At 61.3% G+C, this 15,097-nt stretch carries 14 protein-coding genes; 10 read left to right on the top strand and 4 right to left on the bottom strand.

Translation table 11 applies throughout. The features are described 5' to 3' along the window. Positions 1–117: 117 nt before the first annotated feature. Complete coding sequence (locus DFO48_RS02615) at positions 118–1,029, bottom strand: LysR family transcriptional regulator (protein WP_034352381.1); 912 nt, start codon at positions 1,027–1,029, stop codon at positions 118–120. Positions 1,030–1,217: 188 nt separating this feature from the next. Here DFO48_RS02615 and DFO48_RS02610 point away from each other — a divergent pair, with 188 nt between their 5' ends. Continuing rightward, positions 1,218–2,216, top strand: coding sequence for a tripartite tricarboxylate transporter substrate binding protein (locus tag DFO48_RS02610; protein ID WP_003055494.1), 999 nt, complete (start codon positions 1,218–1,220; stop codon positions 2,214–2,216). A 119-nt stretch (positions 2,217–2,335) separates the two neighbouring features. On the opposite strand, the gene DFO48_RS02605 is transcribed toward DFO48_RS02610, so the two are convergent. After that, positions 2,336–3,676 carry an MFS transporter gene (locus DFO48_RS02605; protein ID WP_114862432.1) on the bottom strand — a complete coding sequence of 447 codons (1,341 nt, stop codon included), beginning with the start codon at positions 3,674–3,676 and terminating at the stop codon, positions 2,336–2,338. A gap of 338 nt (positions 3,677–4,014) precedes the next feature. On the opposite strand from DFO48_RS02605, the gene cyoA reads away from it, so the two are divergent. The 9 genes from cyoA (at position 4,015) to DFO48_RS02560 (ending at position 11,878) form a co-directional block, all read left to right on the top strand. Beyond that, complete coding sequence (gene cyoA, locus DFO48_RS02600) at positions 4,015–5,070, top strand: ubiquinol oxidase subunit II (protein ID WP_034349657.1); 1,056 nt, start codon at positions 4,015–4,017, stop codon at positions 5,068–5,070. Positions 5,071–5,132: 62 nt separating this feature from the next. Then, positions 5,133–7,139 carry a cytochrome o ubiquinol oxidase subunit I gene (gene cyoB / locus DFO48_RS02595; protein WP_114862431.1) on the top strand — a complete coding sequence of 669 codons (2,007 nt, stop codon included), beginning with the start codon at positions 5,133–5,135 and terminating at the stop codon, positions 7,137–7,139. After that, the gene (gene cyoC / locus DFO48_RS02590; protein WP_003055501.1) at positions 7,132–7,764 is read left to right on the top strand and encodes a cytochrome o ubiquinol oxidase subunit III; all 633 of its coding nucleotides are present in this window, start codon (positions 7,132–7,134) and stop codon (positions 7,762–7,764) included. Before cyoB ends, cyoC begins: the two co-directional genes overlap by 8 nt. Further along, complete coding sequence (gene cyoD / locus DFO48_RS02585) at positions 7,765–8,190, top strand: cytochrome o ubiquinol oxidase subunit IV (protein ID WP_114862430.1); 426 nt, start codon at positions 7,765–7,767, stop codon at positions 8,188–8,190. 8 nt (positions 8,191–8,198) lie between these two features. Further along, positions 8,199–8,981 carry an SURF1 family protein gene (locus tag DFO48_RS02580; RefSeq protein WP_114862429.1) on the top strand — a complete coding sequence of 261 codons (783 nt, stop codon included), beginning with the start codon at positions 8,199–8,201 and terminating at the stop codon, positions 8,979–8,981. A 121-nt stretch (positions 8,982–9,102) separates the two neighbouring features. Beyond that, on the top strand, positions 9,103–10,404 hold the full coding sequence (locus DFO48_RS02575) for an ATP-binding protein (RefSeq protein ID WP_114862428.1): 1,302 nt from the start codon (positions 9,103–9,105) through the stop codon (positions 10,402–10,404). A gap of 15 nt (positions 10,405–10,419) precedes the next feature. Beyond that, a complete protein-coding gene (locus DFO48_RS02570; RefSeq protein WP_003079519.1) occupies positions 10,420–10,956 on the top strand; it encodes a response regulator transcription factor in 537 nt (178 codons plus the stop codon). A 156-nt stretch (positions 10,957–11,112) separates the two neighbouring features. Continuing rightward, the gene (locus DFO48_RS02565) at positions 11,113–11,547 is read left to right on the top strand and encodes a polymerase (RefSeq protein WP_114862427.1); all 435 of its coding nucleotides are present in this window, start codon (positions 11,113–11,115) and stop codon (positions 11,545–11,547) included. 79 nt (positions 11,548–11,626) lie between these two features. Beyond that, complete coding sequence (locus tag DFO48_RS02560; RefSeq protein WP_114862693.1) at positions 11,627–11,878, top strand: hypothetical protein; 252 nt, start codon at positions 11,627–11,629, stop codon at positions 11,876–11,878. 370 nt (positions 11,879–12,248) lie between these two features. On the opposite strand, the gene clpA is transcribed toward DFO48_RS02560, so the two are convergent. Together clpA and clpS are read right to left on the bottom strand one after the other, a co-directional pair. Continuing rightward, on the bottom strand, positions 12,249–14,573 hold the full coding sequence (gene clpA / locus DFO48_RS02555; RefSeq protein WP_003079526.1) for an ATP-dependent Clp protease ATP-binding subunit ClpA: 2,325 nt from the start codon (positions 14,571–14,573) through the stop codon (positions 12,249–12,251). 62 nt (positions 14,574–14,635) lie between these two features. Next, positions 14,636–15,001 carry an ATP-dependent Clp protease adapter ClpS gene (clpS, locus tag DFO48_RS02550; RefSeq protein WP_034349666.1) on the bottom strand — a complete coding sequence of 122 codons (366 nt, stop codon included), beginning with the start codon at positions 14,999–15,001 and terminating at the stop codon, positions 14,636–14,638. Positions 15,002–15,097: the final 96 nt, after the last annotated feature.

Genomic DNA, 15,097 nt, shown 5'->3' with positions numbered 1-15,097 from the left:
TGCTCCCATTCAATTTCAGATAGATATATATCTGAAATCGTTATCTAACAATCGCAACAAGCTCCACTAACAGGAGCATGAGCCATCAGCGGCAATGCCCCGGCACAGGCGCAGCGTTCAGATATGGCCGCTTTCCACCGAGCAGACCTGCATGCTGAGGCGGCGCAGCAGCTCGGCCGTGCGGCGCATCAGGGGCGTGGACTTCTTCTTGGCGGGCTGCACCAGGCACAAGGTGCTGACGATATGCGGCGACTTGATGGGCACCTCCACCAGCGCAGCATCCGTGGCATGACTGTGCATGGCGCTATCGGTCAGCGCCGCATAGCCATAGCCGCCGCGCACCAGATCCAGAATGGCGGGCACGCTGGAAACCTCCCAGACCACATTGAGCTTGACCTGGGACAGCGTGGCCTGGGCCTCCATCAGCTTGCGGAAAATCTGCCCGTGCTGGGGCATGATCAACGGGAACTCGGCCAGATGCTCGAACGGGATGCTGGTGCGCCCTGCCAGCGTGCTGGCCGGGCCGATCAGGCACAGGCGCTCTTCGAGCACGGGCGAGACCTCGATCTGCGGATGGGGCTCGGGCGTGTAGACCAGGCCCAGATCCATGCGCCCCGAGGTCAGCCACTCCGAGATATTCATGGAAAAACCCTCGACCACCGCCAGCCTGGCCTTGGGCATTTCGCGGCTGAAGCCGTCGATCAGGGGCAGGGTCAGGCGCCGCGCCAGGCTCGGCGGCAGGCCGACGGTGATGCGCCCCACGGGCTCGTCGCGCTGGCTGCCCAGATCTTCCTTGGCCATGGCCACGCGCTGCATGATGGCGTGACCATGCTCGAGCAGGCGCCGCCCCGCATCGGTCAGCGTCACGCCGCGCCCGGTGCGTATCAGCAAGGTCTCGCGCAACTCTGTTTCAAGGGCCCGCACCTGACGGCTGAGAGCCGGCTGGGCGGTGTCCAGCAGTACCGCAGCCTTGCTGAAGCTCCCTACTTCGGCCACCCGAACAAAGGTCTCTATCTGCTGCAGATTCATGCTCACACCTTTCAAAACAAGCTATGCTATTTTGCTATAGCTGCTAGCCTCAGCTAGACCTAGGTGTTTATGCCCCAAGTGACACAATGTAATTAACTGGGCCTGAATATCTAAAAATAACAGCCGACGATATCAACAATGCGTGGTCCACACGCAATTCATCATCGACATCCTTCCAGGGAGACAAAATGACCCATAAGCTCAATATGAGCCGTCGCCAAGCTGCATTCGCACTTGGCGCCATTGCTGCAGCCGTGGCAGCCCCCTCTTTCGCCCAGAGCGACAAGTGGCCCACCAAGTCCTCGCGCATCATCAACCCCTTCCCCGTAGGCGGCGGCCCTGATGGCATCTCGCGCCTGGTGGCCGACAAGCTGGGCCGCGCCTGGGGCCAGCCCGTGGTGGTGGAAAACCGTCCCGGCGGCAACGGCTTCATCGCCATCAACGAATTCAAGCGTGGCGCGACTGACGGCACGGACATGATCCAGCTGGACAACGTCCACATCGCGGCCTACCCCCACCTGTTCAAGAAGCTGCCCTACGACCTGAACAAGGACTTCGACATCCTGATGCCCTTGTTCCGCAACTACTTCTTTGTCTGCGTGCCCGTCAACAGCCCCTACAAGACCATCGGCGATCTGATCGCCGATGCCAAGGCGCATCCCGGCAAGCTTAACTACGGTTCCTGGTCCGTGGGCAACCCCGTGCACCTGGGCTCGGCGCTGCTGGAAAACCAGACCGGCACCAAGATGGAGCACGTGATCTACAAGGAAACCAGCCAGCTCTACCAGGGCGTTGCCAATGGCGAGCTGACCTTTGCCCTGGGCTCTCTGGGCACTGCTGGTCCTCTGGTGCGTGGCGGCAAGCTGCGCTTCCTGGCGGTGGCGGCTCCCAGCCGCATTGCTGGCTTCGAGAACGTGCCCACGGTGTCCGAATCGGGCGGCCCCAAGGATTTCGCAGCCATCGGCTGGAACGCCCTGGCCGTGCGCCCCGGCACCCCTGCCGCCGTGGTCGAGAAGATCCGCACCGATGTCCGCCAGGCGCTGACCGGCCAGGACGTGAAGGAAAAGTTCGCCGCCTTCGGCTACGAGTCCTTCAACCCCACACCCGCCGAATTCAAGGCCTTCATGGCTTCAGAGAGCAAGCGCTTTGGCGAAGTGATCAAGAAGGCTGGTCTGGCTCTGGACTGATCCAGCCCGCCCATCCGTAAAGAAGCCGCCTCTTGAAGGCGGCTTTTTCATGCGCTGCGGCATCAGGAAAAACGCCCGATGCAAACACCGGGCGTTTTGCAGAGAAGCGAGCAACCTTCTTATTGATCGCGGGCCTCGATGGCACGGTTGATACCCAGGGCAGCCAGCGTGCACAAGGCGCCCGACAGCAGATAGATACCCAGAGCCACCAGTCCGAACTTTGCCGAGACTCCCAGGGCCACCAGAGGCGCAAACGCCGCACCGATGAGCCAGGCCATATCCGTGGACAGGGCCGCGCCGGTGTAACGGTAGCGCGACGAGAAGTTGGAGGTCACGGTGCCCGAGGCCTGGCCGTAGGACAGACCCAGCAGCACAAAGCCCACCAGGATGAACACATTGTTGCCGGTGCTGCCGCTGCCCAGCAGCCAGGGCGCCAGAAAGCTGAAGATGCCGATCAGGCAGGCCATGGTGCCCAGGGTGTTGCGGCGACCCACACGGTCCGCCAGCCAGCCCGAGAGCATGATGGCCGCGCCTGCCAGCAGCGCGCCAATGATCTGCACCACCAGCACTTCTGTCATGGACTGGTCGGAATACATGGAAATCCAGGACAGCGGGAACACGGTCACCAGATGGAACAGCGCAAAGCTGGCCAGCGCGGCAAAAGCCCCGATCATCACATTGCGGCCTTCGTTGGCCATGAGACTGGTCACGCTGATGGGCTCCAGCTCGCGTTCCTGCAGAAGCTGGGTATAGGACTGGCCCACGACCAGGCGCAGGCGGGCAAACAGCGCCACCACGTTGATGGCGAAGGCCACGCAGAAGGGGTAGCGCCAGCCATAGCTCATGAACTCGTCGGCCGTCAGGTTGGAGTACAGAAAGGCAAACAGCGCTGCCGCAATGATGAAACCCAGCGGCGCCCCGAGCTGACCAATCATCGAGTACCAGCCGCGCTTGTTCGGCGGCGCGGACATTGCCAGCAGCGAAGGCAAGCCGTCCCAGGTACCACCCAGCGCCAGGCCCTGGCCGATGCGCAGGATCACCAGCGCCCAGACGGCCTTCATGCCGGCCGTCTCATAGCTGGGCAAAAAGGTCATGCCCACCGTGCACACGCCCAGCAGCAGCAGCGCCAGAGTCAGCTTGGTGGCACGGCCCCAGGCCCGCTGCACGGCCATGGACAGCGCCGTGCCCACGGGGCGGGCCACGAAGGCCAGCGAGAAGATGGCAAACGCGGCCAGCGTGCCGTCGAGCTTGGATAGATAGGGAAACAGCAGCGAGGGAAACACCAGCACGCAGGCGATGCCGAACACGAAGAAGTCAAAGTACTCGGAAGAGCGCCCGATGATCACCCCCACGGCAATCTCGCCGGGGGTCACATCCTCGTCGGTATCCGCATAGGCCAAGGTTTCCGAGTTCTCATAGTCTTGCTGAGTAAGACCAACGGACGGGTTCATGCTTGTCATAAAGGTACAACTCCTTGTCTTACTTTTCAGTCCCGGGGACGCTTTCCGTTCTACGCCCAAGCATGTGCAGCTGCAATAGAGTTTTTGCCCTGAACACTGTCAGCCCAGCCACCTGCGGGCCCCGTTTCTGAGGGCTGATTTGACAATTTCAAGCCCTGTCAACTCAAAGTTTGTCTACACGCCAAAGCGGCTAAACCCTTGTCGCATAGCGCATTTCCAATCCCGAGCTGTTGACCTTGGACAAAATGTCCAATGGACAAGCCCCTGTTTGGTATTACATTTGCCGAGATCCAGTAATCCGCGTTTACACCTAAGCGCGACTTTGTCACGCCTAAAGCATGTTAAAAATCAAGGAAATCCGTGGGCCCGCGTGGCTCTCAGCGGCCGCTTTGACCGCAACCCTCGCCGGTTGCAGCAAGGCCGTCGTCCTCAACCCAGCTGGCGATGTCGCCAAGCAGCAAGGCGACCTGGTCATTACGGCCACTTTGCTGATGTTGCTCATCATCGTCCCCGTCATCTTTTTGACGCTGCTGTTTGCCTGGAAATACCGCCAGTCCAACACCGAAGCCAAGTACGACCCCGAATGGCACCACTCCACTGCGCTGGAGCTGGTGATCTGGACGGTTCCCCTGCTCATCATCATCGCTTTGGGCGCCATTACCTGGATCAGCACCCACAAGCTCGACCCCTATCGTCCCCTGGACCGCATCTCCTCGACCAAGGCTCTGGACCCCAACGTCAAGCCTCTGGAGATCCAGGTCGTGTCGCTGGACTGGAAATGGCTGTTCTTCTACCCTGAGCAAGGCATTGCCACCGTCAACGAAGTGGCTGCCCCGGTGGATCGCCCCATTCACTTCAAGCTGACCTCCACCCACACCATGAACGCGTTCTACGTTCCTGATCTGGCCGGCATGATCTACACCATGCCCGGCATGCAGACCGAGCTGAACGCCGTGATCAACAAGCCCGGTGTCTATGGCGGCAAGTCCTCTCACTACAGCGGCGCTGGTTTTGCGGGCATGACCTTCAAGTTCCACGGCCTGGAAAACGAGCAGTTCGATCAGTGGATTGCCAAGGCCAAGACCGAAGGCAAGACCCTGACACGCGATGCCTATATCGATCTGGCCAAGCCCAGCGAGCGCAACCCCGTTGAACGCTTCGCCAGCGTGGACGAAGGCCTGTACCACAAGGTCCTCAACCGCTGCGTGGAAGACGGCAAGATGTGCATGAACGAAATGATGGCCATCGACGCCGCCGGCGGCAGGCCACCTGCACACCACAGCAAGACCTCCAGCGTGACCCTACCCCTGGATGTCTGCACTTCCAAAGACGCTGACCGCGTTGTCGCTCTGCTCGACGAAGTCGCCGCCTCCGGAGCTGTCGCACAGCAATAAGTAGTTCACGGTGCGGATGCGCTCACCGCTCAGCCGCTCCAATACGACAGAAGAGACTCAACATGTCTGAAACAACAACCCCGGCCTCCCACTGGCTGTTGGGCCGTATCACATGGGACCAGATTCCCATGACGCATGAGCCCATCGTGCTCTTGACCTTTATTGCCGTGGTGCTTGGCGGCCTCGTCGTGGTCGGCGGCATCACCAAGTTCCGCCTCTGGGCTCCGCTGTGGAACGACTGGATCACCTCCATCGACCACAAGAAGATCGGCATCATGTACATGATCCTCGGTCTAGTCATGTTCCTGCGCGGCTTTGCCGATGCCGTGATGATGCGTCTGCAGCAGTCCATGGCCTTTGGCGACAACATGGGCTACCTGCCTCCTCACCACTACGACCAGATCTTCACGGCCCACGGCGTGATCATGATCTTCTTCGTGGCGATGCCCTTCGTGACCGGCCTGATGAACTACCTGGTTCCTCTGCAGATCGGCGCACGTGACGTGTCCTTCCCGTTCCTGAACAACTTCAGCTTCTGGATGACCACCGGCGGCGCCGTGCTGGTCATGATCTCCCTGTTCCTGGGCGAGTTCTCCACCTCCGGCTGGCTGGCCCTGTCCAATCTGGGGCACCAGAGCGGCAGCACGGGTCTTGACTACTACATCTGGGGCCTGCAGGTCGCCGGTGTGGGCACGACCTTGTCAGGTATCAACCTGATCGTGACCATCATCAAGATGCGCGCTCCCGGCATGAACCTGATGAAGATGCCCGTCTTCACCTGGACTGCCCTGTGCACCAACGCCCTGATCGTGGCCTCCTTCCCCGTGCTGACCGCAGCCCTGGTGCTGATGTCGCTGGACCGCTACGTCGGCACCAACTTCTTCACGAACGAGCTGGGCGGCAACCCCATGCTGTACGTGAACCTGATCTGGATCTGGGGCCACCCCGAGGTCTACATCCTGATCCTGCCCTGCTTCGGCGTGTTCTCCGAAATCGTGGCAACGTTCAGCCGCAAGCGCCTGTTCGGCTACACCTCGATGGTTTACGCCACCGTGTGTATCACCATCCTGTCCTACCTGGTGTGGCTGCACCACTTCTTCACCATGGGCTCGGGTGCCAGCGTGAATACCTTCTTCGGTATCACCACGATGATCATCTCCATCCCCACGGGCGCGAAGATCTTCAACTGGCTGTTCACCATGTACCGCGGTCGCATCCGCTTCTCGGTGCCCATGCTGTGGACGGTGGGCTTCATGGTCACCTTCGCCATCGGCGGCATGACCGGCGTGCTGCTGGCCGTGCCTCCCGCAGACTTCGTGCTGCACAACTCGCTGTTCCTGATCGCCCACTTCCACAACGTGATCATCGGCGGCGTGGTGTTTGCCGTGTTTGCCGGTATCAACTACTGGTTCCCCAAGGCTTTCGGCTTCCGACTCAACGAGTTCTGGGGCAAGGCTTCGTTCTGGTTCTGGCTGGTCGGCTTCTGGGTTGCCTTCACTCCCCTGTACATCCTGGGTCTGATGGGCGTGACTCGCCGTGCCAACCACTTTGACGATCCCTCGCTGCAGATCTGGTTCATCATCGCTGCCTGCGGTGCTGCCCTGATCGCTGCCGGTATCGGCTGCTTCTTCATCCAGCTGGCCGTGTCCATCTGGAAGCGCGACGAACTGCGTGACGTGACCGGCGACCCATGGGAAGGCCGTACCCTGGAATGGGCCACCTCCTCGCCCCCTCCCCAGTACAACTTCGCCTTCACCCCCGTGGTGCACGACATCGACGCCTGGACCGACATGAAGAAGCACGGCTATCAGCGTCCGCTGAGCGGCTTCGAGCCCATCCACATGCCCGCCAATACCGGCGCCGGCGTGGTGATTGCCGGCCTGTCCACGGTTCTGGGCTTTGCTCTGATCTGGCATATGTGGCCTCTGACGATCGCTTCGTTCGCCGCGACCATCCTGGCCTCGATCATTCATACCTTCAACTACAAGCGTGACTACTACATCCCTGCGGTCGAAGTGGCCACAACGGAAGAAGCACGTACCAAGCAGCTTGCAGCAGCCCATGTCTAATACACATATCAACGCTGGCGGCGCAGCCGCCCTGGCTACTCGCGAGTACCACCTCGCGCACGAGCCCCATCCGGAAAACGGCACCTCGCTGGGCTTCTGGCTCTACCTGATGAGCGACTGCCTGATCTTTGCCGCACTGTTCGCCACCTATGGCGTGCTGGGCCGCAGCTATGCAGGCGGCCCCTCGGGCAAGGATCTGTTCGATCTGTCGCTGGTCGCCGTCAACACGGCCTTCCTGCTGATGTCGTCCATCACCTTCGGCTTTGCCATGCTGCAAAAGCAGAAGAAGAACGTGAACGGCACGCTGCTGTGGCTGGCCGTCACCGGCCTGCTGGGCGCAGCCTTCCTGGCCGTGGAACTCTATGAGTTCCACCACCTGATCCATCAAGGTGCAACGCCTCAGAGCAGCGCCTTCCTGTCGTCCTTCTTCACGCTGGTGGGCACCCACGGTATCCACGTGACCTTCGGTCTGGTCTGGCTGATCACCCTGATGATCCAGATCAAGAAGCACGGCCTGATCAACGAGAACGTGCGCCGTATCAACTGCCTGTCCATGTTCTGGCACTTCTTGGACGTGGTCTGGATCGGTGTGTTCACCTTTGTGTATCTGATGGGGGTGCTGTAAATGAGCGCACACGATATCCACGCCGGTCATGACGATCACCACGATCACGACGACCTGCACGTCACCATGGGCGACTATGTGAAGGGCTTCATCCTGGCTGTCATCCTGACCGCCATCCCCTTCTACCTGGTCATGAACAACATCATCACCGACCGCACCACGGCCGTGGCCGTGCTGGGTCTGTTCGCGGTGATCCAGGTGCTCGTGCACATGGTGTACTTCCTGCACATGAACGGCAAGATCCAGGGCGGCTGGACCATGCTGTCCACCATCTTCACGGTGATCTTCCTGGCGATTGCGATCTCCGGCACGCTTTGGGTCATGTTCCACATGAACACCAACATGATGCCCGGTCATGAATTGCACCAGGCCGCAGGCCATGCAGATCACGCAGGTCACACGGCTCCCGCAGCTGTCACACCTTGACTGACCTGATGAAGAACCAGAGCGCTGCGCGGCAGCGCTCCCCCTTCGCCAAGGCGATGCTCGCGTTTGTGGGCATCGCCTTGTTTTTAGGGTTCATGGCTCTGGGCACCTGGCAGGTGCAGCGCCGCGCCTGGAAGCTCGATCTCATCGAGCGCGTGGAGCAGCGCGTGCACAGTGCCCCCGTAGCGGTTCCCGAGCCCGGCCAATGGCCCCAGATCAATGCCGCCAGCCATGAGTACCTGCCCGTCAAGGCGCAGGGCCAATGGCTGGACAGGCAAAGCGTGCTGGCCAAGGCCTTGACCGAGGCCGGCGCGGGCTTCTGGCTCATGACGCCGCTGCAACTGGCCGATGGCACGCAGGTTCTGGTCAACCGCGGCTTCACGCCCGAGAAGCTGCGCGGCCAGTGGCTCAAGCAGATTGCCGAAGCCGGCCCGTCCGCCGAGACCGTCACCGTCATCGGCCTGATGCGCATGAGCGAGCCAGGCGGCGGCTTTTTGCGCAAGAACGATCCCGCCAACGGCCAGTGGTACTCGCGCGATGTCACCGCCATCGCCCAGGCCCAGGGCCTGAGCAGGCCCGCCCCCTACTTCATAGACCAGGGCGTACCCGCCAGCAACCCGGCCTATGCCCGGGCAGAGGCCGGCACCGAAGTCCTTCGCCCCGGCATGACGGTGATCCGCTTCCCGAACAGCCATCTGGTCTATGCGCTTACCTGGTATGGGCTGGCCATCATGGTGATCGGAGCGGCCTGGCTGGTACGCCGGCACGACAAGGCGGTTGCCAAAAGCTGATGCCTATCTCTGAAAAGCGCTCCCCGGAGCGCTTTTTCTCTGCCCTTTAAGGCGGCGCCTACATCAGGAACGCATAGCCCCAGAGGCGTCCGTGGCAGTCCCGCTCGGTGACAATTGCGCGGTGAGCCAAATTTCCGATTCCCTGTTTCGCGTACAGCGCCTGACCGAGCGGCAGAACATGCAGCTGCTGATTCAGCTGCGCTGGATTGCCGTGGTCGGCCAGGTCGTCACCATCTCGCTGGTGCACTACGGCTTTCAGATTGCCCTGCCCTTGCTGCCCATGGCACTGGTGCTGGTAGCCCTGGTGGCCACCAACCTGGCCTATATCTACTGGAGCCAGGGCCTGCACCGCCCCGTGACCTCGCGCAGCGTCTTCTATGCGTTGCTGGCCGATGTGCTGGCCCTGACCATTCAGCTGTACCTGAGCGGCGGTGCCAGCAACCCCTTTATCTATCTGTATCTGCTGCAGGGCATTCTGAGTGCCGTGCTGCTGCCAGCTCATTACACCTGGTGCGTGGTGGCGGCCTCCTTTGTCGGAGTCCTGGGCCTGACCCTGTTTCACCAGCCCCTGCATGTGCAGTTCGTCAGTCAGGAAGGCCTGCCCAGCCTCTACGTCGTGGGCGTGCTCATCAGCTTTGCGCTGACCAGCATCCTGACCATCGTCTTTCTGACCCGCATCGTCGAGAACACGCGCCGCCGCGACAAACGCATCTCCAACATGCGCCAGCGCGCCAGCGAGGAAGAACACATCGTGCGCCTGGGCCTGCTGGCCACCGGCGCGGCCCACGAGCTGGGCACACCCATGGCCACCATGTCCGTGATCCTGGGCGACTGGCAGCATATGCCGGCCCTCATGCAGGACGAGGATCTGCGCGAGGACCTGCAGGAAATGCAGCGTCAGCTGCTGCGCTGCAAGTCCATCGTCTCGGGCGTGCTGCTGTCGGCCGGCGAGACCCGGGCCGAAGGCACGGAAAGCACCACCTTTGCCAGCTTTGTGCAAGGCGTGGTCAGCCACTGGCAGGCGCATAACAGCCTGCGGCACTTTGCGCTGCACCAGCAGGGCGTGAAGGACTTCGCCATGCTCTCGGATACTGCATTGCAGCAAATGATTTGCAATTTGCTGGACAATGCCCTCGAAGCCTCGCCCGACTGGGTGGAGCTGACCCTGAGCAGCGATCACGACCAGATCCGCATCCAGGTGCGCGACCACGGCCCGGGCTTCGATGCCGCCGTGCTGCAGCAACTGGGCCAGTGCCATGTCTCCACCAAACAGGAGCGCCCCGGTCGCGGCCTGGGCCTGTTTCTGGTGACCAACGTGGCCCGCGCCCTTGGCGGCCGCGTTCACGCCGGCAATCTGCCGGCTCAGCAAGGCGGCGGCGCTCTGGTGGAGGTCAACCTGCCCCAGTCCGCTCTCGCGATTTAAGACATTGTTGTTTGCATGCAAGAAGACCGTTTACTGCTGCTGGTTGAAGATGACGCGGCATTTGCACGCACGCTCAAGCGCTCGTTCGAGCGCCGGGGCTACCGCGTGCTGCATGCCACCAGCGGCGAGGAAGTGCAGCTGCTGCTGACCCAGCACCGGCCGCAATATGCGGTCATGGACCTGAAGCTGGCCGGCAATGCATCGGGCCTGAACTGCGTGCAGATGCTGCATCTGCACAACCCCGATGCGCTCATCGTCGTGCTCACCGGCTACGCCAGCATTGCCACGGCCGTGGAAGCCGTCAAGCTCGGCGCCTGCCACTACCTGGCCAAGCCTTCGAATACCGACGATATCGAAGCCGCCTTCGGGCGGGTCGAGGGCCGCACCGACGTGGAGGTCAGCAGCCAGACCACCTCCATCAAGACGCTGGAATGGGAGCATATTCACGAGACCCTGGCCGAGTCCGGCTTCAACATCTCCGAGGCCGCACGCCGCCTGGGCATGCACCGGCGCACGCTGGCGCGCAAGCTGGAAAAGCGCCAGGTCAAGTGAGCGGCATCAAACCCTGACAGCAATGTTGATAGCTGCCTACGCTTTTCAGCATTGCCTTTCAAATACAAAAGTATCTGAAATCGTTATGCAGCAACCGATAGCAGCTCCTTTTTTTATTAGTTTCGCTGCCTCGTCCCAGCGCACCGGCAGGCGTCCATGAAGCAGCAGCAACAGCGGCAGCGGCAGCCCCGACTCATCGGAACCACCGGCCTCGGCCTGCTGGTTCTGTCCTATGCGACGGCCCTGCCCTGGCTGCTTGGGGGCGAAGCCGTGCATCTGGTGCCTTTTCTCTGCGCCCTGGTCTTTGGCTGCTGCCTGATCCGCCCCCTGACCATCGCCTTTCAGCGCGCGCCAGGGGCAGCCAGGGCTGCAGCTCTCCTGTTTCTGACCTTGATCGCCGCAGCCATTGCCTTCATAGTGGCTGGCGGGCATGGCCAGCGCGTGCTTGAGCATCTGCGCACCCTGCCGCTGTGGCAGGCCAATCACCTCTTTTTTCTGTTCTTTGCCTTGCTGCCGCTGACCAAGGGCATCATCGTCGCTGCACTCAGCCTCATCAGCCAGGTCGCGCGCGGCACGGCAGGCAAGCCCTAGGCAGGCTCCCGTACCGTTTTCTCGCCGCAACCCGGCATTCATGGCTCCACCATCTATAGTTGCTTGGGAGATGCACATCATGAAAACCCTGGGCCGACTTATTCTCTCCGCCTTTCTGGCACTGCTTGCCAGCCTGGCCGTGGCGGCGCTTTTTCTGCCGTTTCACAGCATCTTTCTGCCGCCCGACGGGGTCAGCTGCCTGCATGAGGGCATCTCGGGATGCATACGCACCCTGGAAATAAGCCTGCTTGTTTACGGCCCCTTGTTCTGCATCATTGGCGTTCTGATCGGCACGCCGGTCTTCATGCTGCTTCTGTACCTGCGCGATTGATCAGGCAGCTCTGCCCCCGGCATTGCGGTGCGGCTCCTTCGCGTGCGCGATCTGATCGTCGTCCGCAGGACAAAACATTCCGCCAAAGCTTGCGCCCATTCTGGCTACAAGCACCGAAACGACCGCATTGGCAGCTGCTGCATCCGCCAGGATGCAGTCCATAGAACCTGATGAGCGAATCATCATTCATAGCTGACTTCGCCCGCCACCAGAAGTACTCAAGCATAAAAGCACCTGAATTGCTTGCCAAACAAGCGATAAAAGCTCTCATAAAGAGAGCAAATACAGGCCAGGCAGGCAATAAAAAACCGGCAGCGTCGCCACTGCCGGTCTCTTGTTTCAGCACCGCATACGGGCGCTGGCGAAGGCCTTAGTCGGCCACTGCCTGCTCGGGCTCGGCCTTGGGGGCATCCTTGGGCAACTCGGTAATGGTGAGCTTGACATCACCCTTGCCTTCGTTGCCCGCTTCGTCCCAGTCCACCTCCAGGCGTCCGCCGTTGGTCAGGCGACCGAACAGCAGCTCATCGGCCAGCGAGCGGCGGATGGTGTCCTGGATCAGGCGCTGCATGGGGCGCGCACCCATGAGCGGATCGAAGCCCTTCTTGGCCAGATGCTTGCGCAGCTCGTCGCTGAAGGTGACGTCCACCTTCTTCTCGGCCAGTTGCTGCTCCAGCTGCAGCAGGAACTTGTCGACCACGCGCAGAATGATCTGCTCGTCCAGCGGCTTGAAGCTGACGATGGCATCCAGACGGTTGCGGAACTCGGGCGTGAACAGGCGCTTGATATCGCCCATTTCATCACCGGCCTCACGCGGGTTCGTGAAACCGATGGTGGCCTTGTTCATGGTCTCGGCACCCGCATTCGTGGTCATGATGATGATCACGTTGCGGAAGTCGGCCTTGCGTCCGTTGTTGTCGGTCAGCGTGCCGTGATCCATGACCTGCAGCAGCACGTTGAAGATGTCCGGATGCGCTTTTTCGATTTCATCGAGCAGCAGCACCGAATGCGGCTTCTTGGTCACGGCCTCGGTCAGCAGACCGCCCTGGTCAAAGCCGACATAGCCGGGAGGCGCGCCGATCAGGCGACTGACTGCATGACGCTCCATGTACTCGGACATGTCGAAGCGGATCAGGTCCACGCCCAGGATATAGGCCAGCTGCTTGGCAGCTTCCGTCTTGCCGACGCCCGTGGGGCCGGAGAACAGGAAGGAGCCGATCGGCTTGTCCGGCTTGCCCAGACCCGAGCGCGCCATCTTCACGGCAGACGACAGCACTTCCAGCGCCTTGTCCTGACCGAAGACCACGCTCTTCAAGTCACGCTCCAGCGTCTGCAGCTTGCTGCGGTCGTCGTTGCTGACGTTGGCCGGCGGAATGCGGGCGATCTTGGCCACGATGGCCTCGATCTCGGCCTTGCCGATGGTCTGCTTGCGCTGACCTTCGGGTGCGATGCGCTGGGCAGCACCGGCCTCGTCGATCACGTCGATGGCCTTGTCGGGCAGGTGACGGTCATTGATGTACTTGGCCGACAGCTCAGCCGCCGCCTGCAGGGCTTCCTGCGCATAGGTGATGCTGTGGTGCTCCTCGAAGCGGGACTTCAGGCCCTTGAGGATGTCCACGGTCTCGGCCACGGTTGGCTCGACCACATCGACCTTCTGGAAACGGCGCGACAGGGCCGCGTCTTTTTCGAAGATGCCACGGTATTCCGTGAACGTGGTCGCACCGATGCAGCGCAGCTGTCCGCTGGACAGCGCGGGCTTGAGCAGATTGGACGCATCCAGCGTGCCGCCCGAGGCCGCACCGGCGCCGATCAGCGTGTGGATTTCGTCAATGAACAGGATGGCATGCGGCTTGTCCTTGAGCGACTTGAGCACGCCCTTGAGGCGCTGCTCGAAATCGCCGCGGTACTTGGTGCCGGCCAGCAACGCGCCCATGTCCAGCGAGTAGACCACGCCTTCCTTGAGCACCTCGGGCACCGTGCCTTCGGTGATGCGCCAGGCCAGCCCCTCGGCAATGGCCGTCTTGCCCACACCGGCCTCGCCCACCAGCAGCGGGTTGTTCTTGCGGCGGCGGCAGAGGATCTGGATGGTGCGCTCGACCTCGTACTCGCGCCCGATCAGCGGATCGATCTTGCCTTCCTTGGCAGCCTGGTTCAGGTTCAGCGTGAACTGCTCCAGCGGCGATGCTTTTTCATTGCGTTCGCCCGCCGCGCCTTCTTCGCTCTCCGAAGGAGATTCGGCCTTGGCGGGCTCGGGCGGCTCGCCCTTCTTGATCCCATGGGCGATGTAGTTGACCACGTCCAGGCGTGTGACGCCCTGCTGGTGCAGGTAGTACACGGCATGCGAGTCCTTTTCGCCGAAGATGGCCACGAGCACATTGGCGCCCGTCACCTCTTTCTTGCCATTGCCCGTGGACTGCACATGCATGATGGCGCGCTGAATCACACGCTGGAATCCCAGCGTGGGCTGCGTATCCACCTCTTCGGTGCCGTCCACCTGCGGTGTGTTGTCCTTGATGAAGTTGGACAGCGATGAACGCAGGTCGTCGATATTGGCCGCGCATGCGCGCAGCACTTCAGCTGCACTGGGGTTGTCCAGCAGGGCGAGCAGCAGATGCTCCACGGTGATGAACTCGTGGCGCTGCTGACGGGCCTCGACAAACGCCATGTGCAAGCTGACTTCCAGTTCTTGAGCGATCATGTGCGACTCCTTTCGGCTTGCTTGGTTGACTCTCTGCTAACTAATCTGAGGGCGGACTGCGCTTATTCAACAGGCTCGAATGTGGCCTGCAACGGATGGCCCGCTTTCTGGGCCGCCTGCAGTACCTGCTCGACTTTTGTCGCCGCCACATCCTGGCTGTAGACGCCGCAGACGCCACGGCCGTCCAAATGAATCTTGAGCATGATCTGCGTGGCCGATTCTCGGTCCTTGCCGAACAGCTCCTGCAGCACGGCAATCACGAACTCCATGGGCGTGAAGTCGTCGTTGAGCATCACCACCTGATACATGCGTGGCGGCTGCAGCCGCTGGCGGCGCCTTTCAAGCACCAAGGAATCTCCATCGTCAGGCGTTCTGATCGCTGGCGAGACCGGGGGAATTGATGGGAGTTGGGTAGCCATGAAATCCATTCTAGCGAGCCGTTGCAATGTTTTTGCGCTGGCATATGCATAGCATTGTTAGGGATTTCAAGGCGGCTGGAATCAAATTTGGCAAAACCAAGGGAA

Source organism: Comamonas sp. AG1104, assembly GCF_003350425.1.
GTDB lineage: Bacteria > Pseudomonadota > Gammaproteobacteria > Burkholderiales > Burkholderiaceae_C > Comamonas > Comamonas testosteroni.
This window is presented reverse-complemented; position numbering and strand designations above follow the sequence as displayed.